The organism is Anaerostipes caccae L1-92, from assembly GCF_014467075.1.
In the GTDB taxonomy this organism is placed as follows: Bacteria; Bacillota; Clostridia; order Lachnospirales; family Lachnospiraceae; genus Anaerostipes; species Anaerostipes caccae.
In genome coordinates, this window is sequence record NZ_AP023027.1 from 3,319,973 (window position 1) to 3,346,231 (window position 26,259).

The window sequence follows — 26,259 nt, forward strand, 5'->3', positions numbered from 1 at the left end:
TCCCCTCCTCCCGTTTCGACATTAATATTGTGATACTTCTATCATTGACCATTGATACCGCCCTGTGACCGGCAGTCTGACTCCCCCGAATCTGAACGGATGCAGACTCATGATTGTCTCTGCCTCAAAGGAAACATAACAATCCTTCAGAGAAAACCCGCGGACTTTCCTCTTTATATTGTCCTCGATCACATCCATCATCCGCAGATATTTTTCCTGTTTTTCAGTCTGAAGGAATAATAATACCTGAAGATAATCTTTATAAGACAGTCCTTTCTTTACAGACTTTCTTCTGCCGGTGAGTGAGGAAAGACCCGCGAATTCCATCTGCCATGTGTCTTTGGATTTCCACAGAGGCACCTGTTTTCCTTCTGAAAGATTCCTCAGGTCAAGAATTGATTCTCCATAGGCCAGCGCTGCAAGCAGCAGATGCTTTGCCAGCTTGACAGCAGGTACAATTCCCGTAATTCCAAGAATTGAGGCCGCAAGCGCCTCTGCCTGTCCCTGTTTTACAGTATCGCCCTGAACATAAATCAAATTTGGCAGGAATCTCATTAAGAGAATCTTGGAAAACACCGAACCGAGATTTTCTTTTTCCGACTCCTTTCCGGCAATCAGGTATTCTGTCTCGTACTGCAGCCCCTTCTTCTTTTCTTTGGATGTATAGTTCCTGAAATATTTTACCCCGTAGGCTGTTCCCATAAGTTCTGCTTTTATGCCAGATGAAGATGCATCCTGCCCCCGGCCTTTTAAAGACTGACTTACGGATTCCGCCTGATAAAAATCAGGATTCTTTTCTTTCTTTGTATCCCTGTGTCCGTAGATGATCGGTACATTTTGCTCGGATACTTCGGCCTCTTTTCCCAAGACAACAGTCACGATGCCCTCCCTCAAAATCCTGACCAGACCTTTTCTTGGATCTTTTGCTTTCACCGGCTTTTCTTTCTTTTTTTCTGACACCTCCGCTTCTTCCTCTTCTTTGGCTTTTCTGTCCGACTCATTGATGACCTCCCTTACCCGGGAAGCGTCCTCTTCTCCCGGCATCTTTAACACATTTTCTTTCAGCAGCCTGATACCGTCTTTTCCGAGTTCATATTTCATGAATTCTCCTATCTGTTCTCTCAGGATCTCACCTCTTTTGTCTGCCAGCGAAACTTTATGAGAAGTCTTCACAGAACCGGGATAAAAAGAAAACGGATCTCTGCTCTCTGTCAGATTGTATTTCAACGTCTCCGCAAGTTTCCCGTCCAGCTGTTTTCCATACCGCACATCCAGTCCAAACAGATGATATTGCTGCTCCAGCTCTTTTTGATAATTTCCCCTGGCACCTGCGAGGGCAGCCATATAAGCTCCCTGGGCCTTCCCTTTGCCCAGATAGAGATAGGCCCCCTCCAGACACATGCTCAGCAGCAGCAAGACTATGAGAAACATAAGACTTGCATATACGGTCACACTGCCCTTCGTATTTGTTTTCATTGAACCTGGCCCGTCTTGGATGTGATCGTCTTAAAAATGTTCTGCACCACTCTCTTAATCTGTGTTTGGAAAATAATTACAAGTCCTATAAGGACGACAATGATCAAAATCACTTCTACCACACCCATGCCGCTCTCATCTTTCATAAACTCCTTCATAATAAATTCTCCTTTCTATGAAAATGATAAAAATGCAGGCACCATAAGCAGGGTAAGAATAACGATGAGCATAAGGATCATTGGCATCAGCAGCTTAGTGCTGGCCTCTTCCCCTTTGCGCCTGGCCGTTTCCTTCCGCTCTGAAAATGCCTCTGTCTCTTCCTCTTCAAGTCTGCTTAAAAGATCCCTTGTTCCTCTGAGCAGACTCTGGGACAGCAGGACTGACAGTTTCTTATAGCATGGCAGCTGAATGCTGCTTCCAAGTTCTCTGAGAGCCTGCGCCTGAGACATTCCGAGAGCGATCTTTTTATCTGCCTGCTGAAACTGCCGGTAAACAAACTTGGGATGATCTCTGTCAAAAGAAGATCCGATAGAATGGACTGCCCCCTGAATCGTCATTCCGGCTCCCAGAAGCAAAACAAAACGGCTGATAATCATAGGATACTCCTCCATCGTCTCTTTCATTGCCTTGGCTTTCTTCTGCTTCTGTCTTTCTTCCTCTGTGTACCACAGAAGCACGAGACAGAGGATGCCTATCGCGGCCAGTGCCGGAAGACGGCCATTCCCCTTATCCGCCTCTGTAATCTCGCTGCCGTTTATACTTGAAGGAATACGAAACGTATCTTTTCCTGCATTTTCTTTCTCAATCTGTTCTAATTTCTTTTTAATTCCGTCGATCTTCGTCCCCTTTTTATCGGCTTGTCCCGGAACCAGACGGACCGGAGTCATGATCATTTCTCTGTGCTCTCCGTATGAGAGAGAGGTATTCACTTTTATGATCACAGGTTCCTTTAAATCTTCGTTAAATACATTGCCTGCCTCATCGATCAGACTCAGATCCCCTGTATCCCAGCTGATTTTGACCTGATTTCCCGGAATCTGCTCCGGGAAATGAAGCCGGCCTTTCACTTCATTTAAAGACGGATTATCACCTTTCATATGTTTTTTCAGGTAACTTTTAGCCTTATCAAAGGCTTTCCTTTCTTCTTTTTCGGTGTATGCCTTAGGATGAATGATCAGATCATAGGATTCTTTTTCTTTGCCTGTATCAATATTCAGTTCCCGGTTTAATTCTTCTCCGTCTCTGTCCCTGTGAATGGAGATATCTTTTGCTCCCAGCCATTCCGACCCTGCCGCCAAAAAGATAACCCCGAGAAATACACATGCTGCGAGAAATACCTTTCTCCACTGTTCGGAAAGTGAACGCCAAACCTCTTTCTCCTGTTCCTCCCTGCTGCCGCAGAAGTAGCTGCGGATGTACTCCCTCCTGTTCCTGACAGCTGTCTCCGGCAGATGACGGACCCACTTTTCTATCAATGTTACACCTCGATTTCCACAATTTTTTTTGCCCACATTCCTGCAGCGACTAAAACAATCAGACAAACCGTCGACAATATCACGCCTCCCGGAGAATCGTATAAAACCTGAAAATATCCCGGGTTCATAAGACGCACATACAAAAGAATAAAAAACGGCATCACGGACATAATCTTCTGTTCCATTCTTTTGGCAGATACCATCGTAAGGATTTCTTCTTTGACCTGTATTTTCTGGTTCATATGCTCCACGGACTTTTTGATAATCTGGATCAGATTCCCTCCGTTTCTCTTGATAATCCACAGCACCTGTGCAAACTGCGATGCTTCATCCACACCAAGCCTTAAAGCCATCTTATCCATCAGCACTTCGATGGGCTGATTTACCTCCAGTCCCGCGCACACCAGCGAGAGTTCCTGTTCCAGCACACTTTTCTTATCTCCATTGACTGCTCTCATATCATCCCGAGCGGCCCTCACAGCGTTTTCCAGAGAGTATCCCGCGCTCAGACTGTTATAGACGGAGAGCAGCATCTCTTTAAATTCCAGCCTGGACTGTCTGATCCGCATCTTTCTCTCCTCCCTGGCCTGATACAGCATATATGGGAAACAAAACACTGCATATAAGATCCCGAGCCAGATCCGGTCATAAAAGAGATAACATATGATAAAAAACAGAATCATTCCCTGCGCCGCTTTCAGCACAGCCTTTCGTATATTAAACACTTCAAGGATGTTTACCTCCTTGATTCTGCTGAGATAATAACTCTTTATAAGCTTCATACTGACCATACTCCCTAAGTTTTTTCGTATTGTAAAGTGGTTCAGCAAAACAGAGCCCTTTTTGCTGATCAAACGTAAACAGTTTTGCAAGTTTCACCTGACCGTCGCAGATTCCAAGGACCTCATCGATCTCCATCAGCTTTCTGCTGCCGTCTCTGACTCTGCCGAGATGAATGATAATATCAATGGCAGATGCGATCTGTCCCCGTATAGCTGAAACCGGCATCTCCACTCCCATTAGAACCATCGTTTCCAGACGTCTCAACATGTCCTCAGGTCCGTTAGAGTGCCCGGTGGAAATGGACCCGTCGTGTCCAGTATTCATGGCATTCAGCATCGACAAAGCTTCCTCTCCGCGCACTTCCCCCACGATGATACGGTCAGGCCTTGACCTGAGCGCTGCCTTGATCAGCTGTGCAATCGTGATCTGGTTCTCCCCGGCAATATTGGCATTTCTCATCTCCAGGCGGACCAGGTTCTCAATGCCATTGAGTTTCAGTTCCGCCGAGTCCTCTATCGTGATGATCCGTTCATCTTTCGGAATACAGTTTGACATTCCGTTCAGCAATGTTGTCTTTCCGCTTCCGGTGCCTCCTGAAATAAAGATGTTATATCTGGCCTTGACGAGAATCTCAAGAAACTGCTCCGTAAAATGTGTAAAGGCCCCTTTTTCCCGCAGCCATTCCATCGTCATAGGTTCCCCCGCAAACTTTCTGATCGTCATAGCGGCACCATTCAAAGAGACTGGCGGCAGCATTACATTGACCCTTGAACCGTCGGGAAGCCTGGCATCTACTATGGGATTCGTCTCATTAACGATACGATTGGCCCCTGCCACGATCTGCTGGATCACCTGATACAGCTTCTCTTCGGAAGAAAACTTCTTATGACATCTCCTGAGTTTTCCGGCGATCTCAACAAATACATTTTGATATCCGTTGATCATGATCTCCGTGATTGAAGTATCGTCCAGCAGATCCTGGAGAATATCCAGTCTGCGCAGCGAGTTATAAACCTCTTTCAGCAGTTCGTACTTATACTTCAGCGGCAGATATCCTTCTTCTGACATCTGCTGCAGCTCTTCCTCTATCAATTCCAGAAGCTGCCTGTCGCTTATATCACAGATAAGGTCAGCTCTGTGAAGCACTCTTTCTTTTAATTTCTCTCTGCAGAACATTTCGTCCTGTCTGCTTGGTTCTGTGTCTCTGATAAATATACCTCCTTCCAGTGCAGTTTCGAAAGTACAGGGTGCTGTTTAGAAAGTTCTTTAAATCCCAAAAGCCTGGGATCTTCCATATCTTCTTCCCAAATCGGAAGATACAGACGGTCACAAAGCGAGAACAGTTCAAAATCATAAATACAGGCTGTGCTCATATCTAATACGGCATATATTCCCGCTTCTTCCAGCCGCTGAAAAAACCACCGGTAATCTTCCCCGGACATGTCCTTATAGTCCATAAAACATCGGGCAGAGCCGATCATTTTGACTCCGTCAGTGCCCGAGATCAGACTTTGCGCATAATCGATGATATTCTCCCTCCTGGCCTTCACCGCAAACAGAAGGTCCTCCATGCTCCTGTTTTGAACGGCATATCCGTAAGCTTCCATACCTAAATACAGTGCACTGCGTTTTACTGCGGTCTCAAGCGCAAATCCGGTACGTCTCAAATTATCAGAAGGAGAGTAGACACCTGTCACACCGCCTGATTCCGGGCCTTTTGGACTGAAAACTGCGTATGCCTCCTTCACGATCTCCTTTGCACTTCCATATCGGCATGCCCCCTTTAAGGGCTCTTTCTTTAGATAGTAAACCGGTACTTTACTGTTGATCTGTGTTCCCTCCTCAAGAATCACACCTTTCACATCCTGACTGGCGATAAATTCCGTGAGCGCTTCGAAGGAAGCAAACGCCGCCGCTGTGAGAGGATACTCTTTCTGCCGGTTGATATACTCCATCAGCCGTTTTCCGTAAACAGCGTCTTCATCATAGATTCCGATAAAAATATGGCTCATAGGCACTCCTTCCAGGCACACAGCATCAGATACCCGATCATCACTGCCGCGGTAAAATGAATTTGATTTTTCTTTTTCTGAGGGGAATAAGACGGATACGTCATGAACTTTCTTTCATGGATACAGCCGGCCAGATAGGAATAGAAACAGACAAGACGCGGAATCAGACTTCTGTCAGATAACATCTGAAACAGAGAAAGAACACCTCCGGCGGCAAAAGATACCGCTACAAGATAGATATTTAATCCGCCGAGGAACAATCCTGTGACCGCAAAGAGCTTGATATCTCCCGCGCCAAAGGCACCCATACAAAACAGCGGGTATAAGAAAACAACGGGGCACAGACACCCCAGCAGAATTTCCTGTATGCCGTAACCGCGAAACGGCAGGAGCGAAGCTCCAAGGATCAGTCCAAAAAAAATAAAATAATTCGGTATCCGGAACGTTGTAAAATCCCAGATCACGGCGGCTGTGAGATAAAATAATAATACCATAGGCCTCCCTCCTATGGTATTATTTTACAATTATTCTTTATGGTTGTAAAGCTGTTTTTTGTAAATAATTGTTTATTATATTTATATATTTTTTACATTCCAAATATCCCTTCTCACTCATGATCCTCATAAAATGAGATCCGATGATCACTCCGTCTGCCCCATGGCTGCACACGGCATTCACGTCTTTCAGCGTCTTTATGCCAAATCCCACATAGACAGGCAGGTTTGTATTTTTCTTTAAAAAGTGAACGGTCCTTTTATATCCGTCCGGCAGGCATGAAAAAGATCCCGTCTTCCCATTTCCGCTCATGACATATGCAAAATTTTTATTCTCGGCCAATAGACTGAGCATTTGGACTTCCGTCATAGTTTCATTATATATCTGAACCGGTCTCATCCCGGTATCTGCCCTTATCACTTCGTCCACACATAAAATGCCGTCGTATAAATTTTTGTCCAGTTCAGATAAACAGAACCTTTCCATACCCTCCTTATACGTCATCAGTATGATGCAGAATTTATAATCCCTCCGTATTCTCTGAAGCCACCTTATGATCTTTTTTTGTCCAATTCCCGAATCGAGCACCTTCTTATGGCTTTGCCTGATCAGATCACCGTCCACAAATGGGTTCCCAACAGGAATCCCCAATTCCAAAACAGGAACTTTTTCCTCATCCAGCATATCCAGCATTCGAAAAAAAGTATTTTCATCAGGATAGCCGATGGTCATATACAATACAAGATCTTTCATTTAAATGCCTCCCAGAAGTTTTAAAACTCCTCCTAAAAGCGGCCCGTATAAACAATAGTCAGTCTCACTTAATATCCTCATAATCGGAGCATAGGTTCCGATCATCGGAAGCAGAAGTGCCTGACCTATGATCAGGATGAGTCCGTTCAAAAACGAACCTGCAAACGCACCCCGGATTCCGCCTGTGGAATTCCCGAAAATAGCCGTGACTGCCCCTGTAAAAAATGTAGGGATCAGAGCCGGAAATACGACGACCGGATAATTGACTACTCCTAAGATTCCCATGCCGATAAATCCTGCGGCCAGGCTCACCAGAAATCCAAAAATAACGGAAGTCGGATAATTGGGAAACAGAAGCGGCACATCCAGTCCGGGAACTGCGTTTGGAATTACTTTGTCTGCAATTCCATGGAATGCAGGGATAATTTCTGATAAAAGCATTCTGACACCCGTGATGATCACCGTAATCCAGAGTCCAAACTGTAATCCGTTCAGCAGGGAAAAGCTGATAATATCCCTGCCTTCGCTGACCTGCTGCACAACCCATCCCGGCCCGCTGATCAGAGAAATCACGAAAAACATCAAAGTCATTACGACCGTAAGTGCTATTGTCATTTCCCGCAGGAAATTTAATTTCTTCGGTATTTTAATATCTTCTAAATCCTTTTCTTTATTGCCCACGAGTCCGCCGATCTTTGCAGCCAGCCAGATACCGCAGGAACTGGAATGCGCAAGGGTAAATCCTTCTCCTCCCTTAATATTTTTCATCAGAGGTGCCACATAGGCACATGTAAAGGTCATATAGCTCCCTAACAGAACGGCGCCTAACAGAACTAACGGTATAAAACTTAAATTTGTCCCAAATTTTAATGCCGCCGCAATCAGTCCGGAAAAGAAAAATGAGACATGGGCAGAAAGATGTACATACTTAAATTTCGTAATCCTCGCCAGCAAAATGTTCATTAAAAATCCAAGGGCAAAGATCAAGGCCATCTCACTGCCTATGTCTCCAAGGCTTTCTGCCTGTGCGGCCCCCAGATCCTGTACTTTTACCTGAAGACGGAATACTTTTATGAGCATGGGCTGAAGAGGAAGCAGTGCAGCCCCAAGCGTCTGTCCTCCTGTATTGATCAGCAAGAATCCAATCATTGTCTTAACCGTGCTCGCAATGATTTTAGACATCTCCGTTTTTTGCACGAGCATTCCCAGAAAAACGACCATTCCTATGACAAACACCGCCTGATTAAAGACGTTGTTGATCAGGTACATTAATATATCCATATTTTATCCTTTCTCTAATCACTGCCTAGATTTCTTTTATTGTTCTTAAAAGCTGTTCTTTCAAATATGCTTTGTCCATCATATTATCGATCCTCACAATCTTTGCTCTTGACGCATGAAGAAGGTCTGCAAAATCAGACGTGGTGATCACAATGTCAAAGGCATCGGGATTGACAGAACCAATGTCTGCCGCCTCCACATTTGCTTCGATTCCTTCTTCCGATAAACTCTGCTGCGCATACAAACGCATCATCATGCTGCTTCCCACTCCTGCTCCGCACACTGTCACAATATTCAACATAAGGCTGCTCCTTTCTTTACAACATCCATGATCTCTTTGGGTGATCCGGCCTTTAAAATTAATTCTATTTTCTCCTTGTCGTTTAGTATTTCCACCAGCTCCGAGAGCGCTGTCAGATGTGTCTGGTGGTCGACTGCACAAAGGCCTATAACAATTTTCACGGGATCATTGACCTTGTGGCCGAATACGACCGGCTCCTTCAATGTCATAAGGCTGATCCCGATCTTTTTCGCACCGCATTCAGGCCTTGCATGAGGCATGGCGATTCCGGGCGCAATCACGATATAAGTGCCGTTTTCCTTCACATTTTGAATCATCGCGTCTATGTACCTCTCCTCCGCAAACCCCTGGCTGCATAATAGCCGTCCGCTCTCTCTCACCGCTTCATCTCTGGTTTTCATTTCTGCATTTGTTTCAATCAAGTCTTCATTTAACACTTCTATCAACATTGGATCTCTGTCCTTTCCTGTCGTAATTAACTCTGTAGTTTCGGATTTAAAATACTGTTCAAGTTCTCTCTTCAGTCCTCCTTCATCCCGGATCATTCCATGACGTTTCATAATCTCCAAAATCTTGTCTACACTGATTTTTGTGTCGATGGAACCGAGCAGTTCACTCAGCCGGGCCATATCATTTTCACTGAGAACCGGGCTGACTTTTATGATCTTTACATTGTCGCGGATCAGTTCCACCGTGGAAATGATCAGATCGACTTCCTGACTCTCTAAAATATCATCCACCTTTCTGGCCGGAAACGCCCCAAGCAGGGAAATTTGAAATCTGCTTTTCAGCTGGGACAAGAGCATCTGTGATGTGCTTGTTCCCGTGCTGCATACCACCATGACCCGGGGAATCCTTTTCTTTTTCTTCTTCTGCCTCTCCAGTGCTGCCGCAAAACAGATCGTCAGAAATGAGACCTCCTCTTCGGGAAATAAGATTCCCAGGTCCCGTTCTGCCAGACAAATCTGTTCCATTACCTTTTCATGAATGAATCTAAAATTTTCTATGACATATTCATACATCGGATTGTCAGCAGGCATGCCGCAGAGAATTCTGTAATACGCCGGCCTCAAATGTGCCAGCAGTCCATAAAACAGCTGACGGTCCTGCATCAGTTCTACACCGAGTTCTTCTTCCATGGCCTTGATAAATTTTCTGACTACGATCTGAAGAGGCAGCCATTGGTTCACAATTTTGCCGAAATTTTTTTCATCCTGCAGACTGCTCGCAATAAAAAGTGACGAAAGGTACGCTTTTTCCTTTTCCGAAAAGAAAACCCCGAATTTTTTCTCAAGTTCCCTTCCCCTTCTTGAAATGATCTGATATTCGTTTGATTCTTCCAAACCGGGATATAGAAAGTCTTCCTCTATCTCTCTGTCATTTCTGATCCTATATAAAGAAAATCCGAGAGAAAAGACAATCCGGCTGTAAGCTTCATCAGAAAGCCTTGTTTGAAGCTCTTCTTCCAGGTCAGAGACAGTCTGAATCAGCTTTAGCGCTTCGTCTTTTCCTATGACTGTGCCCCATAATTTCGGCTCGTTGATCAAATTCTTCCCCTGTCTTTCTTCCGTAAGACACGCAGTCCATGCAGCTCTTACGGAGTGTTCTTCTCCTTCAATGCAGATCCCTCTGTATGGATAAGTCACCAATTTAAGCTCATGTCCGCTCATCCATCCCTTTACTTTTTTCAGATCATTGACAATCGTATTCCTTGAATATTGAAAATGATTGGAAATCTCATCAATAGTAATATAATCAAGGCATTCCAAAAGATAACGAGTGATCTTAATGCTTCGTTCCCTGGGAGAAATATTTTGGTCTTCCCCGCTCCATATCATTTTCTGAAGTCTCCTTTTTTCTTGATTATCCAGGCGAAGCAAAATTCCCTTGTTTTTTTCTCTGTTCAAATTGATAAAACCGTTTTCACAAAGAAAATCACCGATCCGATTCAAGTCATTATAAGCAGTCCTCATACTGATGGAAAATCTCCGCGAAAGATCTCTCACCGTGATGTATTGATCGTCATTTTGAATTAAGAATAAGAAAATAGTTTTTAATCGATTATTCACCCTTTCTCCCTCCTTAAACCCATTATAAGATTGTATGAAAATCTGCGCAAAACCAAATATTTTCAAGATGAACTGCAGAGATCTGAACACCAAAAAACTGCACCTTCCAGTGCAGTTTTTTACAGCAAAAATCATTTAAATTAGTTTTCTACATGATTAGAGTGATGCATTTAAGGGCCAAACGGAAAAGTGGTAAAAACGATCGATGGATAGCTTCTTTTGTTCAAGGAAGGCTTGTCCAGCAGAAATTATGTCCATTTTTACCAGTTCGGAGGCATTGCATTCGAAGGAAGGTTAGTTTTTCTTCTTTCAACGAAGGTTCGGAGGCGGTGCGTGAAGCGCAGTGAGGCTGTCTGAGCGTCAGCGAGTTCCGAACGGGCCGCCGGAGAGACTTTGCTGAAAGTTAGAAAATCTTACCTTCCTGAGACAGCAAGCCGCAGAACTGGTAAAAATGTCATACAATACATCCCAGCACATAAAGCACGACGACACCGGGCAGTCCCAGGAGTGCTCCCGTTCCTATAGAAGCTATGTTTAAATCTACAGGTGCATGAATTCCGTTTTTCTGGCAATAGATGTGTATAAAAAATATAAGAGCCGAGCAGAACCCTCCCCTGGCCAGCAGGACCAGGAGATAGGACGGCCTCTTTAAGATTCCATAAAGCACACAGAGGCCGCAGCCACCCACCATTATGTATAAAAGCATCTGATTCTGATCCATAAAAAATCCCTCCTTATGTCCAATATATGTAGACATAAAGAGGGTTAATCCAAATTTTTATGATTAGCTGAAAATTCCTTTAATGGTATCTACGAATCCCGAAAACCAGCTTTTCACCTTCTCAAAAAATCCGCTGTCGTTGAGTTTATTATATATATCTTTTGCCTGTTCCTTCAGCTGATCCACATTTAAATTAAGGTCTGAGATCTTATCCATCAGCTCCTGAATCTTCTGCCGGTCTGCATCGGAAAGATTGATCTCCAAATCCTTCGCAGACTCATCGATAGCTTCCCCGATTTCTGCCGGAGTCTTTAGATTATCCTCGGCAACCTTTTGTTTTACATCAGCGATCAGCTTTTCTGCATCTTCTTTTCCGATGCTCTCAGACACCTCACCGGTTGTGATCAATTCGTCGGTTGCAGCATCCTTGCTCTTTTCCGGAATCTTTTTTCCTGTCATCTGCTCGTAAGACTTCATGACTCCCACCAGCGCCGCAGTACCGGATATTTTAAACGGTCCGGCCACCTTTACCTCTGCGTCTTTGATCCCCGCAGTGACAAGGGCATTTTTATACATTCCTTCCGTACAGTATGTAATGTTTTCTGTGGTAACATTGACACCGCTTCCGCCGTCGGTCTTTTTAACTGTGACAGAAGATAAGGCCCTGCTGCCTATGACCTTGCTTGAAAGATAATCGCCCAGATAATCATGTTCCTCTTTATTTGTAACTGTAATCAACGTATAATCGCTTGTGTTGCTCACCCCGAGCAGTTCCAGTACTGTCTGTTTTTCTTTTGAACTGAGATCTGCCCCTAATGCCAGATACTGATCGCTGTCTACACTGTCCGCTTTCACAAACTTAGACGGCCCCCATGAAAATGTCATAACCGCAGCCAAAGCCAGGGCTGCCGCCCTGAATAAAACTTTTCTTTTTCCCATCTTGATTTTCCTCCGTAAATTATTCTTACCTGCTTAGTGTAACATATCAGTCTCTTATAAATAGCAATAAAAAGCTTATTTTTTTCTTACACTTTTGTTCACAGTTTGTTCATAATCCTATCAAATTCCCCTCACATTTTCTGCTTATACTAAAACCATAGTAATTAAATACATTTGATTGCTAGGCTTTTAAAATTTTTTCATAACCGGCCGGGAGCTTTACCGTTCCCGGCCTCCTCTCCGTCTATGCGGATTTTTTCCGTTTTCTGATGCAGATCACTGTGAACAAAATCCATCCCAGAGCTGTTAAGATGATGCCTTCTTTAAATCCTTCCGGGCAGTATTTAAGCTCAATCTCATGTTTTCCTCCAGATACATCCACACATAGAAATGCATTTCCAATGGACTTTGCATCTGTTTCTTTTCCGTCCACAAGAACCTTCCAGCCCTTATCATACGGGATTGAGAAAAAGACCGGTCCTGCCTCTGACATATTTACAGAGCCTTTCAGCATGCCGCTTGAAGATTCTCTCAGATGAAATGCCTGTTCCTGCATTTTCCCATACAGGTCTTTCATGGCATCCTCATCTAAAGATGCCAGCGTGACTCTCACCACACCCGACATAAGGTCATCTTCTTTCAGTTTCATGTTTACAGTGATATGATCGCCTTTCTTTAAATCTCCAAAATAAATGCACTGTGCATTCAGACGGCCGCTTATATATATCTCATTGTTTCGGTAAATGGCCGTATCCTCCACCTGACTTCCGTCAAAATGAAAATAAAGCTTTCCATCTTCTGTGACCGGGATTTCAAATACCATGTTGTCGGAAAGACTTGCGGTATTTTCAAAGACATATTCCCCATCATTGCTCTGCGTGATCTTGCAGGCGTTAGTTTTCGGCTGTTTCGTCTTAATCATATGAAAAATATCATTCCCCCCGAACGCATCGCCGGACAGCCTGTTCTGTACGAGAAACGGATTGACGTCATCATAATTCCATTTATACGCCGACTTCTTCATACCGTATCCAACTGCCGTTGAATATGGATTTCCATAAACATTTACATTGCCGATGCGGTCCAAATATTGAAATTCTGTGGTATTCGTATCCGATGTCCTTAACAAATTATACTTCACTCCGAGAAGATTATTTGTAAAAGGGGTTGCCCCCTCATACAGGTACTCATTGATTCCCGTATAAAATCCCAGGTCGTCCATGATATCCACTACACTGCCGAGGGCCGTAGACCCAAACATGGTGACTCCGTTTAACGTATGCCAAATGCTCTCATCAAGCATTTTGCCCTTGATCAGTTCCATTCGCCGGTCCGGACCTGTTTTGTATTTGTCCTTTACCTTCTGGATATCTTTTGTATCCCCGAAATATTCAGTGACCAGCACCTGACCGTTCTCAGAAAAGCCGTAGACTGCCATCCCGGCTGTTTCTATGGCCAGCAGAACCGAGCATATGGCAATCATCCCTTTTCTGGACAGCGTTTTTCTGTCGTACAGAGCAAACACCAGGAGATACACGAAAACCGCTGCCGTTGTCAGTGCCAAAACTTTGCGGTCAAAAGCTTTTGTATTCAGGAGGCTTGAGATCCCAACTGACATACAGAAGATGCCGCAGGCAATACAGAGTTTCCATGCCTGTTCTCTTCCTTCCCTTTTGATGACCAGCAGCCCGTCATAGGCCATAATGAGCAGAAGAAAAATATATAAATATGCAAACCGGTTTGGTATTCCGTACTGATTATGAAATCCGTGCCATATATAGCCGAGAAACGGCATATTAAAGCTGAAAAACAAAAGAATCAGAAGCAGTGCGCGTTTTATTTTTGTCTTCCAGGAAATCCGGGAGGCCATAAAATAGAACAGCACGAAGATCAGTGTCAATATCCCGCAGTAGAGGTTGATCTCCCCGTCGTTTACAGAGTTTGTGATCGGCGCAGTACCCAGGAAATGGCGGCAGTAGATATCCGCAAAATTTCCATACCAAAGTTCTTTTGGAAAATCCCATTTCGCAGATGAAGTTTTCATGATTCCCAAATATGCCGGAAGCAGGACCGCCCCCGCCATCATCGCCGACAGCACAGAATATCCTGCAAATTTCAGACCGTTTACAAAAAAGTCCTTTACTTTTTTGTGGTCATACAGTAAATACCACAGTACAAGAAACAGACATGTCATGAAAGACATGTAAAAATTACAGAGAAGGGAGAAAAACAAGGCAGCACAGTAAAGCCTTCCGTCCCGCTTTTTTATCAGCCGGTCTATTCCTGCAAGGATCAGAGGAAGCATTATCATGACTTCCAGCCACATAATATTCCAGCTGTATCCCACGATATAACTGCTCAGTGCATAACAGATTCCAAATGCAGTGATGCTCATATCCTGCCTTTTTTTATCTCTGGATCTGAAATAATACGCCGCACTCAGCCCGCACAGGGCAATCTTTATAATATAGAGATGACTGAGAACCATGTTCAGCATCTCTTTTGGAAAAAGTACAATAATAAGGTTCAGCGGACTGGAAAGATAATACGCCCACAGCCCCAAAAAGTTGAAGCCGAGGCCGCCATGAAAAGAATAAAACAGGCTGTCCAAAGACCTGAGCTTCTCATGATAATCCGCAAAAAATGGAAGATATTGATGCAGTGCATCCACGATCAGAAAGGAGTTGTTCCCAAAGGGTTCTACTTTCATTATGACTGCAATTCCTTCGAGGATGAAAAACGGCGCAAGGAATGCCCATATTAAATATTTATTCCGTCTATAAAAATTTCTTCTTTTTGGCATCTTCTCTCTTCCACCTCCTGATCCGACGGTTAATTCCCATAATCATATCATATCGCTTTTTTAACATGGATATAACACTGCCGTGTGTAAGTTCGGTAACATTTGCGCCGTGTCTGCGGTACAGTAAAAGAACATCTTCTAAAAATACCGGGTTCCCAAGCTGTTCAGCGAGGAGCCCGATCCACTGGTCATGAATCCAGATTGAATCCGGAACAGGAAGAATGCGGTTTAAGATATCCCGCCGAAACGTCATACAGCATCCTATATAGGAATTCTTTTTTATGTTCTTCCAAAACCCCGCACCGCTGTCCCTCCATTGAAATGTCGTCTCATCCAGAGGTTTTAATCCTTCATCGGAAATCTGCGCATTGTGGACTGTCACTGTAACATCAGGGTCTTGAAAGCAGGCAGTGACTTTCTCAACCTTTTGGGGCAGCCAGACATCATCCTGGTCGGCTAAAAAAATAAGATCTCCCGTGCAGTGAAGCAGACCGTTCTGAAAATTTTTTACCACTCCCTGGCCCGGGCCCTTGATCAATTTTAAACGGCCGTCATTCTCAGCCATTTCTCTGAGCAGCTCCCCGGAACCATCCTGATCGGAATCCACGGAAATGATCAGCTCATCTTCCGCTCCAAGCTGTCCTAAGATTGAATCCACTTGTTCTTTTATATATTGTTTCCCATTATAATAAGCAATGACAACTGAATTTTTCATTGTATTTCCTTTCTTCATGCCGCCGCATCCCCGGCGGCGTTCTGCGCTCATTATATCACACCCCGAAAAAAACTTGAAATCTTTTCCTCATGCATTTTTCGATTTACTTTAACACATTAAAGCAGTAATTTACTATTGTCTTATGAAATTTTATCCTGTATAATGTTATCGATAAAAGTCCAAGCAAAACAAAATACTGAAGTATTGTTTCAAGGAGGATACACAATGTCATATGTAGATGAAGTAATTGAGAAAGTGGTTGCCCAGAATCCGGCTGAACCGGAGTTTCATCAGGCAGTCAAGGAAGTACTGGAATCTCTTCGCGCAGTCGTTGAAGCAAACGAAGAGAAGTTTAGAAAAGAAGCCCTGTTAGAGCGTCTTGTCAATCCGGAACGCCAGTTCAAATTCCGCGTGCCCTGGGTGGACGACAAAGGGCAGGTACAGGTAAACACCGGTTACCGCGTTCAGTTTAACAGCGCCATCGGACCATACAAAGGCGGTCTGAGACTTCACCCGTCTGTAAATCTTGGAATCATTAAGTTCTTAGGTTTTGAACAGATCTTTAAGAACTCCCTTACCGGTCTTCCGATCGGCGGAGGAAAGGGCGGAGCTGATTTTGATCCGAAAGGAAAATCAGACAGAGAAGTCATGGCATTCTGCCAGAGCTTCATGACAGAACTCTGCAAATATATCGGTGCTGACACAGACGTCCCTGCCGGAGATATCGGTACAGGTGCCCGCGAGATCGGATACATGTTCGGACAGTATAAAAGAATCCGCGGAGTATACGAAGGTGTGCTCACAGGAAAAGGATTATCTTACGGCGGATCTCTGGCACGTACAGAAGCTACCGGATACGGACTCCTCTATCTGACAGATGAAATGCTCAAATGCAACGGCAAATCTCTCAAAGATGCCACCGTATGTATTTCCGGTTCCGGAAATGTTGCGATCTACGCTACCCAGAAAGCACAGCAGTTAGGTGCCAAAGTCGTAACTGTCTCTGATTCCACAGGCTGGATTTATGACAAAGACGGAATTGATGTAGATTTATTAAAGGATGTAAAAGAAGTGAAGCGTGCCCGCCTTACCGAATATGCTAAGGCCCGTCCAAGCGCAGAATACCATGAAGGCAGAGGCGTATGGACTGTTCCTTGTGATGTTGCCCTTCCATGTGCAACTCAGAACGAATTAGACATCGAGGATGCAAAAACATTAGTCGCAAACGGATGCTACGCAGTTGCAGAGGGTGCAAACATGCCTACGACTCTGGAAGCAACAGAATATCTTCAGGCAAACAATATCTTATTTGCCCCTGGAAAGGCTGCCAATGCCGGAGGTGTTGCCACATCCGCACTGGAAATGTCCCAGAACAGCGAGCGTTTAAGCTGGTCATTCGAGGAAGTAGACGGTAAATTACAGAATATCATGGTAAATATCTTCCACAACTTAGACGACGCGGCAAAACGCTACGGCATGGAAGGAAACTACGTAGCCGGTGCAAATATCGCAGGCTTCGAAAAGGTTGTTGATGCGATGACAGCACAGGGAATCGTGTAGAATACATACAATTTAATGCAGCTAAAAAATACCGGGAACTGTGACAGGTTTCCGGTATTTTATTTCATTTATTCTCTGGATTTTCTTTTTGCTTTTTTTTCAATCGATTTTATAGAATCAAGATATGCCTGTTCCACGGGAGAAACGGTCTGAACCTGGTATTTTTGATACTCCTTCTTCGCTTTCTCCATTGCCTGAATGTGGCTTACACTTCCTGAATTTTCGAGTAACTTTTCCCCAGTAGATGCCAGTATGCTGTCCAAATGCTTGATATAATCCTTCATATACATTGGATTATGGCGCAAAGCCTGTATCTCAGCAAAATCAAAATATCCAGAAACAAGATTATTAAGTACTTTCAGTTCGTCTTGTCTCAGGTAATTCTTAGCAATACCAATATCTTTTTTAATTGGTATCTCTCCGGAAAATGAGGTTAAACCCATAAACGGCTTGTTTGCATCGGCACGTTCATAAATCACTTCTGCAGCAGTATGCCCATGTGCAGCAAAATGAAGTTTATTTTGTACAATCTAAAAAAAACGAATGGATTGAGCACTTTTAGGATCATAGTCTACACTTGTGGCATATAAGTCAAGCACCTGTCTGTAAAGCACCTTTTCTGAAGAGCGAATATCTCTGATTCTATCAAGAAGTTCTCCCCAGTAATTTCCTCCTCCTAATTGCTTCAATCTTTCATCGTCCATTGTGAAACCTTTTATCATGTACTCTTTCAAACGTTCTGTTGCCCAAATACGAAACTTCGTAGCGATGATTGATTTTACACGGTAGCCAAGTGAAATAATCATATCAAGATTATAATGTATTACATTATAGCTTTTTCCGTCAGCCGCAGTTGTTCGGAATTTCCGAACAACTGCTTTTTCCTCCAGTTCACCTTCCTGAAATATATGTTTAATATGTTCGCTTATGTTAGACTTGCTGGTTTGATATAAGCTGCATAGCTGTGCCTGTGTGAGCCAAATAGTTTCATCTTCTATCTTAACATTAATATGTGTAAGTCCATCCTCCGTCTGGTATATAATTATGTGCCCTTTATCATTCGATGAAGAAATATCTACTTCTGTCATTATACCCTCCACACCTCATACTTTTCTGATTGTGTTATTCTCATATTGTGATTATACAATATTTGTAATATTTTGTAAACACAAAATAAATTACTTACTAAATAGCTCCAGCAGCCAGAAATAATTTTCTAAAGAAAAAACATGTTGCTCCGAAATTTGCAACATGTTTTTTATAAATAACGTCTTAATCTTTCTGCCTTAAAACACTTTTGCCGTATAAAGATCAGCTTAGTATCAGAAAAACTATCGCAGGTAGCACCTTTGATTTCTAAGCAGCCTGCTCCAGCAGATAATATGTCCATTTTCTACACGATTGGAGTGAGACACTCTAAGAGCCAAACGAAAATCGTGTGGAAAATGTCATAATACCTTACTCAAAAATTCTTTCGTCCTGTCTTCTTTCGGATAGTCAAATATCTGTTCCGGTGTCCCGGCCTCCAATATAACTCCGCCGTCCATAAACAAGACTCTGTCAGCCACTTCTCTGGCAAATCCCATCTCATGGGTTACAACCGCCATGGTCATTCCTTCCTTTGCAAGCTGTTTCATAACCTCAAGAACTTCTCCGACCATCTCCGGATCCAAAGCCGATGTAGGCTCATCAAACAGCATAATATCCGGTGACAGCGCAAGAGATCTTGCAATGGCCACACGCTGTTTCTGTCCTCCGGAGAGCTGCACCGGATAGTTGTCCGCTTTGTCGCCGACACCTACACGGTTCAAAAGCTCCATAGCTTTTTTCTTCGCCTCGTCCTGGGTCATCATTTTATGCCTGACAGGCGCTAAGGTCACATTGTCCAGGATGGACAGATGAGGGAAAAGGTTGAAATGCTGAAAAACCATTCCCACTTTTCTGCGAAGCTCATCTACATCACAGCCCTTTTCCATAATGTTAATCCCGTCAATGTTGATATCCCCTTTTGTCGGTGTCTCCAGAAGGTTCAGGCAGCGCAAAAATGTACTCTTCCCTGATCCCGATGCACCGATGATGCAGACACATTCACCCTTTTCAATGTGGCAGTTAATGCCTTTTAAGACTTCCAGGGAGCCGAAATATTTGTGTAAATCTTTAACGTTTATCACTCTGTCTCAGCCTCCTTTCTACAGCATTGAGAACTAAGGTCAGCACCTTAACGATTAAGTAATAAATGACTGCCGTTCCTATCAGCGGTGTCAGCGCTTCATATGTTCTGGAAATAACAAAGTCTGCTGCCTTGCTCAAGTCAACGATAGATACATATCCTAATATCGCTGTCTCTTTGATCAATACGATAAATTCATTTCCCAATGCGGGAAGAATATTTTTGATTGCCTGCGGTAAGATAATATCTTTCATGGTTTGTCCATATGACAATCCGAGAGAACGTCCGCCCTCCATCTGGCCCTGGTCCACTGCCAGGATTCCGGCACGGATAATCTCTGAGACATAGGCGGCACTGTTTAAACCAAAAGTCACAGTTCCCACGATCAGTCCATCCACACCTTTTAAGATTACAAAGAACATGATCATCAGCTGAGTGACAGTCGGTGTTCCCCGTATAATGTCAATGTACACGTATGCAATTTTAGATAAAACCGTACTTTTCCCTTTTTTCTCCGCAGTCAGCCGCATCAACGCCAATACCGTTCCCAGGGCAACGCCAAGGAGGATGGCAAGTACAGAAACAAGAATCGTCATTTTCAAACCGTCAAGGTACATCAGGTAACGTTTCCCGGAGATAAATGCCTTATAAAATGAATCTAAACTCATAATTTATCTTACCTTTCCATCCTGTTACTTATCGATATATTTTGCTTTCAGTTTGTCTAATGTACCGTCTTCTTTCATGGCTTTTAACTGCTTATTGATCTCTTTTACCAATTTCTCGTTTCCTTTCGGAAGAGCGATGCAGTAGTATTCTTCTGCTGCTTTATCTCTGACGATCTTTAAACCCTTGTTGTTCTTTACAAACTCCATGGCAGGTTTTTCATCGATGACAACCGCGTCAACTCCGCCGTTTTTAAGATCCATAACAGCATTCACACCCTTTGGAAAACGCCTCACATCCACGCCTTTGACAACCGGTTTCTGTTTCTCCCCAAAGTTTTCTCCTGTTGCAAGCTTGTCTCCTGTTGTTCCTTCCTGAACACCGACTTTCTTTCCTTTTAGTTCTGTCATCTTTTTGAGCTTGCTGTCTTTTTTTACAATCATAACCTGGCTGCTTGTATAATAACTGTCAGAAAAGTCGACCGCTTCCATACGCTCCGGATCTTTTGTCATTCCGGCTGCAACCGCATTAATCGTCTTAGATTCCAAAGAACCAATCAGGGATTTGAATTCCATATTCTTGATCTCTATCTTGACATCCATTCGTTTTGCAATTTCTTTCATCATTGCAATATCAAAACCATCGATCTTTTTATTATCATCAACATATTCAAATGGGGGAAATTCCGCATTTGTTCCCACAATAATTTTTTCAGGTATCGCTGCTTCTTCTTTTTTGCTGCATCCTGCAAACAGCATTGTTGCTGCCAATACACCAGCCAGTGCTACGGTTAAAATTTTTCTCATGATTTTCTCCTTCTTAAACTTAGTTTTATCGCAATGGTTCTAGAATAACGGTACGACCGCGCCTTTATATTCTTTCTCCATATACTTCTTTACTGCGTCGCTCTTTAATGCTTTGATCAGAGCCTTAATAGAGTCCTTGTCTTCATTGCCTTTCTTGACTGCAACGACATTTCCGTAGGTCTTTGCTCCGCCCACAGACTCCTCATCTTCCACTGCGAGGGCGTCCTTATTTACTGTCATGCCGGCCTGCAAAGCATAATTTCCGTTGATGACTGCAAAATCCACATCCTTTAAAGAACGCGGCAGCTGTGCTGCTTCCAGCTCTTTGATCTCGATGTTTTTCGGATTTTTTACAATATCCTTTTTGGTTGCCGTGAGGGTTGCTCCGTCTTTGAGCTTGATCAGGCCCTGTGCTTCCAAAAGCAATAATGCTCTTGCCTCATTTGTAGTGTCGTTAGGAACTGCGATCACTGCACCCTTTTTCACATCTTTCAGTGATTTTGCTTTCCCCGGGAAAATACCGAACGGTTCATAGTGGATCATTCCGGCAGAAACCAGATCCAGCTTGTGTTCCTTCGCAAAATTTTTCAGATAGGTGATGTGCTGGAAGTAGTTGGCGTCGAGATCTTCTGATCCCAATGCGTTATTCGGCTGTACATAGTCTGAATACTCTTTGATCTCCAGCTTGTAGCCGTCCTTTTCCAGTTCCTTTGCCGCAACCTTCAAGATGTCTGCGTGTGGTGATGGACTCGCACCGACTACGATTGTCTTGTCCTCTTTTTTGGAGCTGCCGCATCCGGCCAGCACACCAAAACAGACAACTGCAGACAGCGCAACTGCTATTAATTTTTTCATTGCTGCTCTCCTTACCTTATAATAATATATAGCTTCTGTAATTGTACCCTTTAATAGGCAGATTGTAAAGACTCCCTAAACATTTCAAATGCCGACGGAATGGCGTATTCCTCTTCTAAATCTTTCTTGCTGACCCATGTAAGTTCTTCTAACTCCACCGGTTCTTTCAGAGAAACCAACACTCCTGTCATCTGCCATTCAATGTGGCTGAAAATATGTTTCCCCTCGTGGGTAAATTCATAAACACAGTCTGACATTCCCCAGCCGTCCAATGTTTCTTCCACCAGATCCTGGCTGCACTTCCCGAGTATGTTTGGAAATTCCCACAGTCCCGCCAAAAGACCTTTCTCTTCTCTTTTATGAAGGGCAACCATACTGTCCGTCTCAATGACGAACACAGTTCTCTTTTCTATCTTCCGTTTCTTTTTCGGCTTCTTCACCGGCAGCCTGCCGGTCAGATCCTCTCTGTATGCGGTACAGACCGTGTCCCACGGGCATTCACTACATTTTGGTTCTCCGTTAGGCACACAGACGATAGCCCCCAGTTCGATCAGAGCCTGATTAAAATCTCCTGCCCTTTGGTCCGGCATGATCTCCATAACTCTTGCCGCCATCTCTTTTTTTGTCTTTTCTTTCAGAATGTCGGAATCATCACCCAGGAGTCTGGCCATGACACGCAGAACATTTCCATCAACGGCAGGAACCCGGATATCATAAGCAATAGAGGCGATGGCTCCCGCCGTGTACATACCGATTCCCTTCAACGAAAGCAGTTGATCATAGTCATCCGGAAGCTTCCCGTCATACTCTTTTACGATGGTCTGAGCCGCAGCTTTTAAATTTCTGGCCCGATTATAATAACCCAGCCCCTCCCACAGTTTCATAAGTTTTTCTTCATCTACTTCCGCCAGATCCTTTACCTCCGGCAGTTCTTCCATAAAGCGGTCAAAATAAGGCTTTACCGCCTCCACTCTGGTCTGCTGGAGCATGATCTCAGAAACCCATATGCGGTATGGATTCTTATCCGCTCTCCAGGGCAGGATTCTTGCATTATGGTCATACCAGAAAAGCAGCGCTTCTCCGATTTCTTTTTTCAATTCCATTACAAAGTCCCTTCTATACCGAACAAAGTGGGCAAGCCCACTTCAGCTCATAGTCTTTTAAACTTTGCGTGCCAGATGAGATTTGACATAGTCAAATAATTTCCTTACACATCTGTGTACAGCCCGCAAAGCTTTATTATATCAGGGAAACCGATAGATTTCTACTGTGAGAATAATGGAAAGGATATCAAATCAGGATTTCTATCCTCTGCTTTAGTCCCTCCTATTCTCCATATCCGATTGCCACACAAAACACCCATACGTCTTCTGCACCTGCCGCTTTCAAGGCCCTCGTGCAGCTTTCTGCCGTGGCCCCTGTTGTGTAAATGTCATCCACTAAGAGCACCCTTTTCCCCTTCACTTCGTCAGAAGCCCAAAAGCTGTGTTCCATGGATGCCAGACGCTCCCTTGGATTCAGCGACTTTAACGGCTTTGTATATTTGGTCCTGAACAGCACACAGTCACTGGCCGGTACATGGAGGATCTCTCCGATACCTTCTGCAAACAGCATGGCCTGGTTAAATCCCCTCTTTCTTTTTTTCCTTTTGTGGAGCGGAACAGGCAGTATCAGATCAATTCTCAAATTTTTCAGCTGTTTTAATTTCCTCTTTTTTATTTCCATAATATAAAAGTCCGCATATTCCTTCTGGTTTTGATATTTGATCGCCGCCAGGGAATCCCTCACTTCGTTGTTATACACACACAAAGGGATCCCCTTTTTAAATGTCTTCGGATGCTTTCTGCAGTCACTGCACAGCTCTGTTTCTTCGTTTTCCAGAGGTTTTCCGCAGCAAAAACAGGCCGGCTCCCGAACAAAGACGACCTTTTGATAACATTTGGGGCAAATAAGGCTTTGCTGATTTTTTAAGAGATGATGACAGATCGGGCAGCGCCTCGGAAATAAGAAAGACAGGAATAAAGATAACATAAAAATCCTTTCCGAAAGCAGAACGATTCCTTTTTATTAATGTAAATTATATAATATTACTTGACAAAAATCAATTTGATGAAACCCGTCAAAAAAGTTCTGTATCTTCTCAGGATACAGAACTTTTCCAGCAATCTATTCAGTAGACATTACGTCCATTTTCTGCATGACTAAAGTGAGGCATTTTAAGAGCCAAACGGAAATCATGTGGAAAATGTTATATTTCTTTTTTCGCCTTCACAAGCGCCTGAAGCATTTCTTCAATCTTTCCTTTTCTGCTAGGAGCATTCAGGATTCCGCTTGTTCCGCCGCTTCCGTGAGCTCCGCCCACTACGACTCTGTAGACGTCGTCCCCGGTGCTCACTCCGGCAGCCTGAATGATCTTAATGTCAGGATTTACGGACTTCACTGCTTCATTTGTAGCTTCTATGTATGCGTCATCACTTGTGCTTCCTGTTCCGATCAGGCTGGTAGGTTCACAGATCATAACATCAGGCCCAAGCTCTGCAACCGCTCTTGTCTGTTCCACTGAATCTGAGCACACGATCGTGATCATATCCAGTTCACTTGCACGTTTGATGGTCTTATCCAAGTCACACATAGAAAGCGGATGCTCTGCGTGGTTTAAGATCACACCGTCCACTCCGGCTGCTTTCAGCGCATCCGGAAGGATGAATCCCATTCCTCTTCCCGGAACTAATCCGTCCATATGCTGTGTTGTCACGATCAAATTTTTTGTCTCCTGTGCGATCTGTTTTAAGTCCACATGCTGTCCTGTAAAGATAATGTCAATGTCATATTCCTCGGCAAGCTGGTCACAAACTTTTGCAAGTTCTAAGGATTCTTCTCCGTAAATATATGCTTTTGGATTGACGATTAAAAATGGTACTCTCAGTTCTCTCTTCATGCTTATGCCATCCCTTCCTATTCGCCCATTACAATGATCTTGCATTTTCTTGTGCGGGCACGTGTGCGGTCAAAGTCTACAAAATAAACATATCCTGTGGATCCGACACCTAATTTTCCGTCTTCTACGTCAAACACCTGGCTGGAGCCAAGAAGTGTTGCTTTCAGATGTGCGTCGCAGTTCCAGAGGGCTTTTCTGTCCCCGTCCGGAAGATATTCTGCAGCGTTCGGCCATGCCTCCACAGCCTCATAATGTTTTTCTCCCGGATAAATGTAGAGATCTTTAGAATCCTGATTTGGAATGATCTTTTCAAGCACATTGTTTAAATCTTCCTGGAGAAATTCATCCCCTGCCTCATTATAATCATGTACAAATTCTTCAAAGAAAACAGAGCAGGTTGTGTGAGGTGAGATGACGGTACAGGTTCCGCTCTTGATTCCGCTGTTTTTGATTGCTTCCTTTACCTGAGGGGTGATATCCAGGTAAGTCGGTGTCGTGCCATGAGAGTTCAGGCTGATTTGTTCTTTATATACGGTCATTATTGATTATCCTCCTTACAGCTTGGAAATTAAGCTTCCCTTGTTTCAAATACTGCATAATAGTGTTCCAGACATTTCTGCATTCCCTGTTTTGACAATGCCTTTACATCCAGATACGTTTTCGGTTTATTATTGTCAATCTCCTCTTTTGCGGCCACTAACAGGTCAGAGAAGATATTTATTTTCGTAATTCCATTTGTTGCACAGCGGTTTAAGTTTTCATCTCCTGATGAAGATCCTCCGTGAAGGACAAGCGGAGTGTCAACAGCCGCAGCAATTTCTTTCAGTCTGTCAAAATTGATTTCCGGAATGCCTTTATACATTCCATGTGCTGTACCGATAGAGATCGCAAGTGAATCCACACCTGTCTCTTCGGCAAACTTCTTTGCCTCTTCTACAGTTGTATACTGAGAATCGGATGTCTCATGGTTCTCATAGTTTTCACCGGCTCCCACATGGCCGATTTCTGCTTCCACTACCACTCCCTTTGGATGTGCATAGTCGATGATATCCTTAGTTTTTCTTACATTTTCTTCAAAAGTATCCTGTGAAGCGTCAATCATGACAGAAGAAAATCCAAGATCGATTGCTTTTTTGATCACTTCCGGTGTAGTTCCGTGATCCAGATGAAGTACAACCGGTACTTTTGCTTCCTCGGCATATTTCTTTCCTACCAAAGCAGCATCTTCCAATGTAATATTTTCTCCGATATGTGCCTCAGCCAGTGCAAGGATCAGCGGGAGATTATGTCTTTCGGCTGTTTCCACATGCCAGTGGAGAGACTCAAGATCAATAAAGTTTGGTGCAGGGATCGCGAATTTCCCTTCCTGTGCTTTTTTAAACAGTTCCTTTGAAGTTACAAGCATCTTCTCTTTCCTCCTTAATTGAGAATGTCTCAGAGG

General features: G+C 43.7%; 25 protein-coding genes and 1 pseudogene. 1 reads left to right on the forward strand and 25 read right to left on the reverse strand.

Annotation, left to right across the window (positions count from 1 at the left end; genetic code table 11):
- Nucleotides 1-21: 21 nt before the first annotated feature.
- The 15 genes from ANCC_RS16290 to ANCC_RS16360 all read right to left on the reverse strand — a co-directional run bounded on the left by ANCC_RS16290 (nucleotide 22) and on the right by ANCC_RS16360 (nucleotide 15,874).
- Nucleotides 22-1,476 carry a DUF5702 domain-containing protein gene (locus ANCC_RS16290; protein WP_006568376.1) on the reverse strand — a complete coding sequence of 485 codons (1,455 nt, stop codon included), beginning with the start codon at nucleotides 1,474-1,476 and terminating at the stop codon, nucleotides 22-24.
- Nucleotides 1,473-1,634 carry a Flp1 family type IVb pilin gene (locus ANCC_RS16295; protein WP_006568375.1) on the reverse strand — a complete coding sequence of 54 codons (162 nt, stop codon included), beginning with the start codon at nucleotides 1,632-1,634 and terminating at the stop codon, nucleotides 1,473-1,475. The genes ANCC_RS16290 and ANCC_RS16295 overlap by 4 nt, the downstream gene beginning before the upstream one ends.
- A gap of 15 nt (nucleotides 1,635-1,649) precedes the next feature.
- Nucleotides 1,650-2,951 (reverse strand): type II secretion system F family protein, encoded by a 1,302-nt coding sequence (locus tag ANCC_RS16300; protein ID WP_233458288.1) that lies wholly within the window; start codon nucleotides 2,949-2,951, stop codon nucleotides 1,650-1,652.
- 2 nt (nucleotides 2,952-2,953) lie between these two features.
- Nucleotides 2,954-3,733, reverse strand: a complete 780-nt coding sequence (locus ANCC_RS16305) for a type II secretion system F family protein (protein ID WP_006568373.1) — start codon at nucleotides 3,731-3,733, stop codon at nucleotides 2,954-2,956.
- On the reverse strand, nucleotides 3,678-4,910 hold the full coding sequence (locus ANCC_RS16310; protein ID WP_006568372.1) for a TadA family conjugal transfer-associated ATPase: 1,233 nt from the start codon (nucleotides 4,908-4,910) through the stop codon (nucleotides 3,678-3,680). The genes ANCC_RS16305 and ANCC_RS16310 overlap by 56 nt, the downstream gene beginning before the upstream one ends.
- Entirely contained in the window at nucleotides 4,889-5,746 is an 858-nt protein-coding gene (locus ANCC_RS16315; protein WP_006568371.1) for a hypothetical protein, read from the reverse strand. The genes ANCC_RS16310 and ANCC_RS16315 overlap by 22 nt, the downstream gene beginning before the upstream one ends.
- The gene (locus ANCC_RS16320; RefSeq protein WP_006568370.1) at nucleotides 5,743-6,240 is read right to left on the reverse strand and encodes an A24 family peptidase; all 498 of its coding nucleotides are present in this window, start codon (nucleotides 6,238-6,240) and stop codon (nucleotides 5,743-5,745) included. The genes ANCC_RS16315 and ANCC_RS16320 overlap by 4 nt, the downstream gene beginning before the upstream one ends.
- Nucleotides 6,241-6,277: 37 nt before the next feature.
- The gene (locus tag ANCC_RS16325; RefSeq protein WP_006568369.1) at nucleotides 6,278-6,994 is read right to left on the reverse strand and encodes a tryptophan synthase subunit alpha; all 717 of its coding nucleotides are present in this window, start codon (nucleotides 6,992-6,994) and stop codon (nucleotides 6,278-6,280) included.
- Nucleotides 6,995-8,275: a PTS ascorbate transporter subunit IIC gene (locus ANCC_RS16330; protein ID WP_006568368.1), complete on the reverse strand. Its 1,281-nt coding sequence runs from the start codon at nucleotides 8,273-8,275 to the stop codon at nucleotides 6,995-6,997.
- Between the two features lie 25 nt (nucleotides 8,276-8,300).
- A complete protein-coding gene (locus ANCC_RS16335) occupies nucleotides 8,301-8,576 on the reverse strand; it encodes a PTS sugar transporter subunit IIB (RefSeq protein WP_006568367.1) in 276 nt (91 codons plus the stop codon).
- A complete protein-coding gene (locus ANCC_RS16340; protein WP_233458287.1) occupies nucleotides 8,570-10,645 on the reverse strand; it encodes a BglG family transcription antiterminator in 2,076 nt (691 codons plus the stop codon). The genes ANCC_RS16335 and ANCC_RS16340 overlap by 7 nt, the downstream gene beginning before the upstream one ends.
- A gap of 454 nt (nucleotides 10,646-11,099) precedes the next feature.
- Nucleotides 11,100-11,366, reverse strand: coding sequence for a pro-sigmaK processing inhibitor BofA family protein (locus ANCC_RS16345; protein WP_009290037.1), 267 nt, complete (start codon nucleotides 11,364-11,366; stop codon nucleotides 11,100-11,102).
- 63 nt (nucleotides 11,367-11,429) lie between these two features.
- Nucleotides 11,430-12,305 (reverse strand): DUF1002 domain-containing protein, encoded by an 876-nt coding sequence (locus tag ANCC_RS16350; RefSeq protein WP_006568363.1) that lies wholly within the window; start codon nucleotides 12,303-12,305, stop codon nucleotides 11,430-11,432.
- Between the two features lie 244 nt (nucleotides 12,306-12,549).
- On the reverse strand, nucleotides 12,550-15,108 hold the full coding sequence (locus ANCC_RS16355) for a YfhO family protein (RefSeq protein ID WP_006568362.1): 2,559 nt from the start codon (nucleotides 15,106-15,108) through the stop codon (nucleotides 12,550-12,552).
- The gene (locus ANCC_RS16360) at nucleotides 15,083-15,874 is read right to left on the reverse strand and encodes a glycosyltransferase (protein ID WP_009290040.1); all 792 of its coding nucleotides are present in this window, start codon (nucleotides 15,872-15,874) and stop codon (nucleotides 15,083-15,085) included. Before ANCC_RS16360 ends, ANCC_RS16355 begins: the two co-directional genes overlap by 26 nt.
- A gap of 174 nt (nucleotides 15,875-16,048) precedes the next feature.
- Here ANCC_RS16360 and gdhA point away from each other — a divergent pair, with 174 nt between their 5' ends.
- Nucleotides 16,049-17,383, forward strand: a complete 1,335-nt coding sequence (gene gdhA, locus ANCC_RS16365) for an NADP-specific glutamate dehydrogenase (RefSeq protein ID WP_039946937.1) — start codon at nucleotides 16,049-16,051, stop codon at nucleotides 17,381-17,383.
- A gap of 68 nt (nucleotides 17,384-17,451) precedes the next feature.
- On the opposite strand, the pseudogene ANCC_RS16370 reads toward gdhA, so the two are convergent.
- The 10 genes and pseudogenes from ANCC_RS16370 to ANCC_RS16415 all read right to left on the reverse strand — a co-directional run bounded on the left by ANCC_RS16370 (nucleotide 17,452) and on the right by ANCC_RS16415 (nucleotide 26,223).
- Nucleotides 17,452-18,471: pseudogene (locus ANCC_RS16370) on the reverse strand (virulence RhuM family protein).
- A 360-nt stretch (nucleotides 18,472-18,831) separates the two neighbouring features.
- On the reverse strand, nucleotides 18,832-19,554 hold the full coding sequence (locus ANCC_RS16375) for an amino acid ABC transporter ATP-binding protein (protein ID WP_006568356.1): 723 nt from the start codon (nucleotides 19,552-19,554) through the stop codon (nucleotides 18,832-18,834).
- Complete coding sequence (locus ANCC_RS16380) at nucleotides 19,541-20,221, reverse strand: amino acid ABC transporter permease (RefSeq protein ID WP_006568355.1); 681 nt, start codon at nucleotides 20,219-20,221, stop codon at nucleotides 19,541-19,543. Before ANCC_RS16380 ends, ANCC_RS16375 begins: the two co-directional genes overlap by 14 nt.
- Before the next feature lie 24 nt (nucleotides 20,222-20,245).
- Nucleotides 20,246-21,025 carry a basic amino acid ABC transporter substrate-binding protein gene (locus ANCC_RS16385; RefSeq protein ID WP_006568354.1) on the reverse strand — a complete coding sequence of 260 codons (780 nt, stop codon included), beginning with the start codon at nucleotides 21,023-21,025 and terminating at the stop codon, nucleotides 20,246-20,248.
- A gap of 39 nt (nucleotides 21,026-21,064) precedes the next feature.
- Nucleotides 21,065-21,880, reverse strand: coding sequence for a MetQ/NlpA family ABC transporter substrate-binding protein (locus tag ANCC_RS16390; protein ID WP_006568353.1), 816 nt, complete (start codon nucleotides 21,878-21,880; stop codon nucleotides 21,065-21,067).
- A 50-nt stretch (nucleotides 21,881-21,930) separates the two neighbouring features.
- Nucleotides 21,931-22,983: an A/G-specific adenine glycosylase gene (gene mutY, locus ANCC_RS16395; RefSeq protein ID WP_006568352.1), complete on the reverse strand. Its 1,053-nt coding sequence runs from the start codon at nucleotides 22,981-22,983 to the stop codon at nucleotides 21,931-21,933.
- 223 nt (nucleotides 22,984-23,206) lie between these two features.
- Nucleotides 23,207-23,911 carry a ComF family protein gene (locus ANCC_RS16400; protein ID WP_039946935.1) on the reverse strand — a complete coding sequence of 235 codons (705 nt, stop codon included), beginning with the start codon at nucleotides 23,909-23,911 and terminating at the stop codon, nucleotides 23,207-23,209.
- Nucleotides 23,912-24,128: 217 nt separating this feature from the next.
- Entirely contained in the window at nucleotides 24,129-24,818 is a 690-nt protein-coding gene (locus ANCC_RS16405; protein ID WP_006568350.1) for a triose-phosphate isomerase, read from the reverse strand.
- A 17-nt stretch (nucleotides 24,819-24,835) separates the two neighbouring features.
- The gene (locus ANCC_RS16410; protein ID WP_006568349.1) at nucleotides 24,836-25,357 is read right to left on the reverse strand and encodes a YjbQ family protein; all 522 of its coding nucleotides are present in this window, start codon (nucleotides 25,355-25,357) and stop codon (nucleotides 24,836-24,838) included.
- A gap of 29 nt (nucleotides 25,358-25,386) precedes the next feature.
- On the reverse strand, nucleotides 25,387-26,223 hold the full coding sequence (locus ANCC_RS16415) for a class II fructose-bisphosphate aldolase (RefSeq protein ID WP_006568348.1): 837 nt from the start codon (nucleotides 26,221-26,223) through the stop codon (nucleotides 25,387-25,389).
- Between the last annotated feature and the right edge of the window lie 36 nt (nucleotides 26,224-26,259).

What these genes read in the sequence shown, in the direction of transcription:
- ANCC_RS16310 (WP_006568372.1), bottom strand. Translation starts at nt 4,910, where the DNA reads ATGTTCTGCAGAGAGAAATTAAAAGAAAGAGTGCTTCACAGAGCTGAC.
- ANCC_RS16305 (WP_006568373.1), bottom strand. Translation starts at nt 3,733, where the DNA reads ATGAAGCTTATAAAGAGTTATTATCTCAGCAGAATCAAGGAGGTAAAC.
- ANCC_RS16315 (WP_006568371.1), bottom strand. Translation starts at nt 5,746, where the DNA reads ATGAGCCATATTTTTATCGGAATCTATGATGAAGACGCTGTTTACGGA.
- ANCC_RS16410 (WP_006568349.1), bottom strand. Translation starts at nt 25,357, where the DNA reads ATGACCGTATATAAAGAACAAATCAGCCTGAACTCTCATGGCACGACA.
- ANCC_RS16320 (WP_006568370.1), bottom strand. Translation starts at nt 6,240, where the DNA reads ATGGTATTATTATTTTATCTCACAGCCGCCGTGATCTGGGATTTTACA.
- ANCC_RS16295 (WP_006568375.1), bottom strand. Translation starts at nt 1,634, where the DNA reads ATGAAGGAGTTTATGAAAGATGAGAGCGGCATGGGTGTGGTAGAAGTG.
- ANCC_RS16355 (WP_006568362.1), bottom strand. Translation starts at nt 15,108, where the DNA reads ATGCCAAAAAGAAGAAATTTTTATAGACGGAATAAATATTTAATATGG.
- gdhA (WP_039946937.1), top strand. Translation starts at nt 16,049, where the DNA reads ATGTCATATGTAGATGAAGTAATTGAGAAAGTGGTTGCCCAGAATCCG.
- ANCC_RS16360 (WP_009290040.1), bottom strand. Translation starts at nt 15,874, where the DNA reads ATGAGCGCAGAACGCCGCCGGGGATGCGGCGGCATGAAGAAAGGAAAT.
- ANCC_RS16405 (WP_006568350.1), bottom strand. Translation starts at nt 24,818, where the DNA reads ATGAAGAGAGAACTGAGAGTACCATTTTTAATCGTCAATCCAAAAGCA.
- ANCC_RS16345 (WP_009290037.1), bottom strand. Translation starts at nt 11,366, where the DNA reads ATGGATCAGAATCAGATGCTTTTATACATAATGGTGGGTGGCTGCGGC.
- ANCC_RS16400 (WP_039946935.1), bottom strand. Translation starts at nt 23,911, where the DNA reads ATGTTATCTTTATTCCTGTCTTTCTTATTTCCGAGGCGCTGCCCGATC.
- ANCC_RS16325 (WP_006568369.1), bottom strand. Translation starts at nt 6,994, where the DNA reads ATGAAAGATCTTGTATTGTATATGACCATCGGCTATCCTGATGAAAAT.
- ANCC_RS16415 (WP_006568348.1), bottom strand. Translation starts at nt 26,223, where the DNA reads ATGCTTGTAACTTCAAAGGAACTGTTTAAAAAAGCACAGGAAGGGAAA.
- ANCC_RS16290 (WP_006568376.1), bottom strand. Translation starts at nt 1,476, where the DNA reads ATGAAAACAAATACGAAGGGCAGTGTGACCGTATATGCAAGTCTTATG.
- ANCC_RS16380 (WP_006568355.1), bottom strand. Translation starts at nt 20,221, where the DNA reads ATGAGTTTAGATTCATTTTATAAGGCATTTATCTCCGGGAAACGTTAC.
- ANCC_RS16330 (WP_006568368.1), bottom strand. Translation starts at nt 8,275, where the DNA reads ATGGATATATTAATGTACCTGATCAACAACGTCTTTAATCAGGCGGTG.
- ANCC_RS16335 (WP_006568367.1), bottom strand. Translation starts at nt 8,576, where the DNA reads ATGTTGAATATTGTGACAGTGTGCGGAGCAGGAGTGGGAAGCAGCATG.
- mutY (WP_006568352.1), bottom strand. Translation starts at nt 22,983, where the DNA reads ATGGAATTGAAAAAAGAAATCGGAGAAGCGCTGCTTTTCTGGTATGAC.
- ANCC_RS16390 (WP_006568353.1), bottom strand. Translation starts at nt 21,880, where the DNA reads ATGAAAAAATTAATAGCAGTTGCGCTGTCTGCAGTTGTCTGTTTTGGT.
- ANCC_RS16385 (WP_006568354.1), bottom strand. Translation starts at nt 21,025, where the DNA reads ATGAGAAAAATTTTAACCGTAGCACTGGCTGGTGTATTGGCAGCAACA.
- ANCC_RS16350 (WP_006568363.1), bottom strand. Translation starts at nt 12,305, where the DNA reads ATGGGAAAAAGAAAAGTTTTATTCAGGGCGGCAGCCCTGGCTTTGGCT.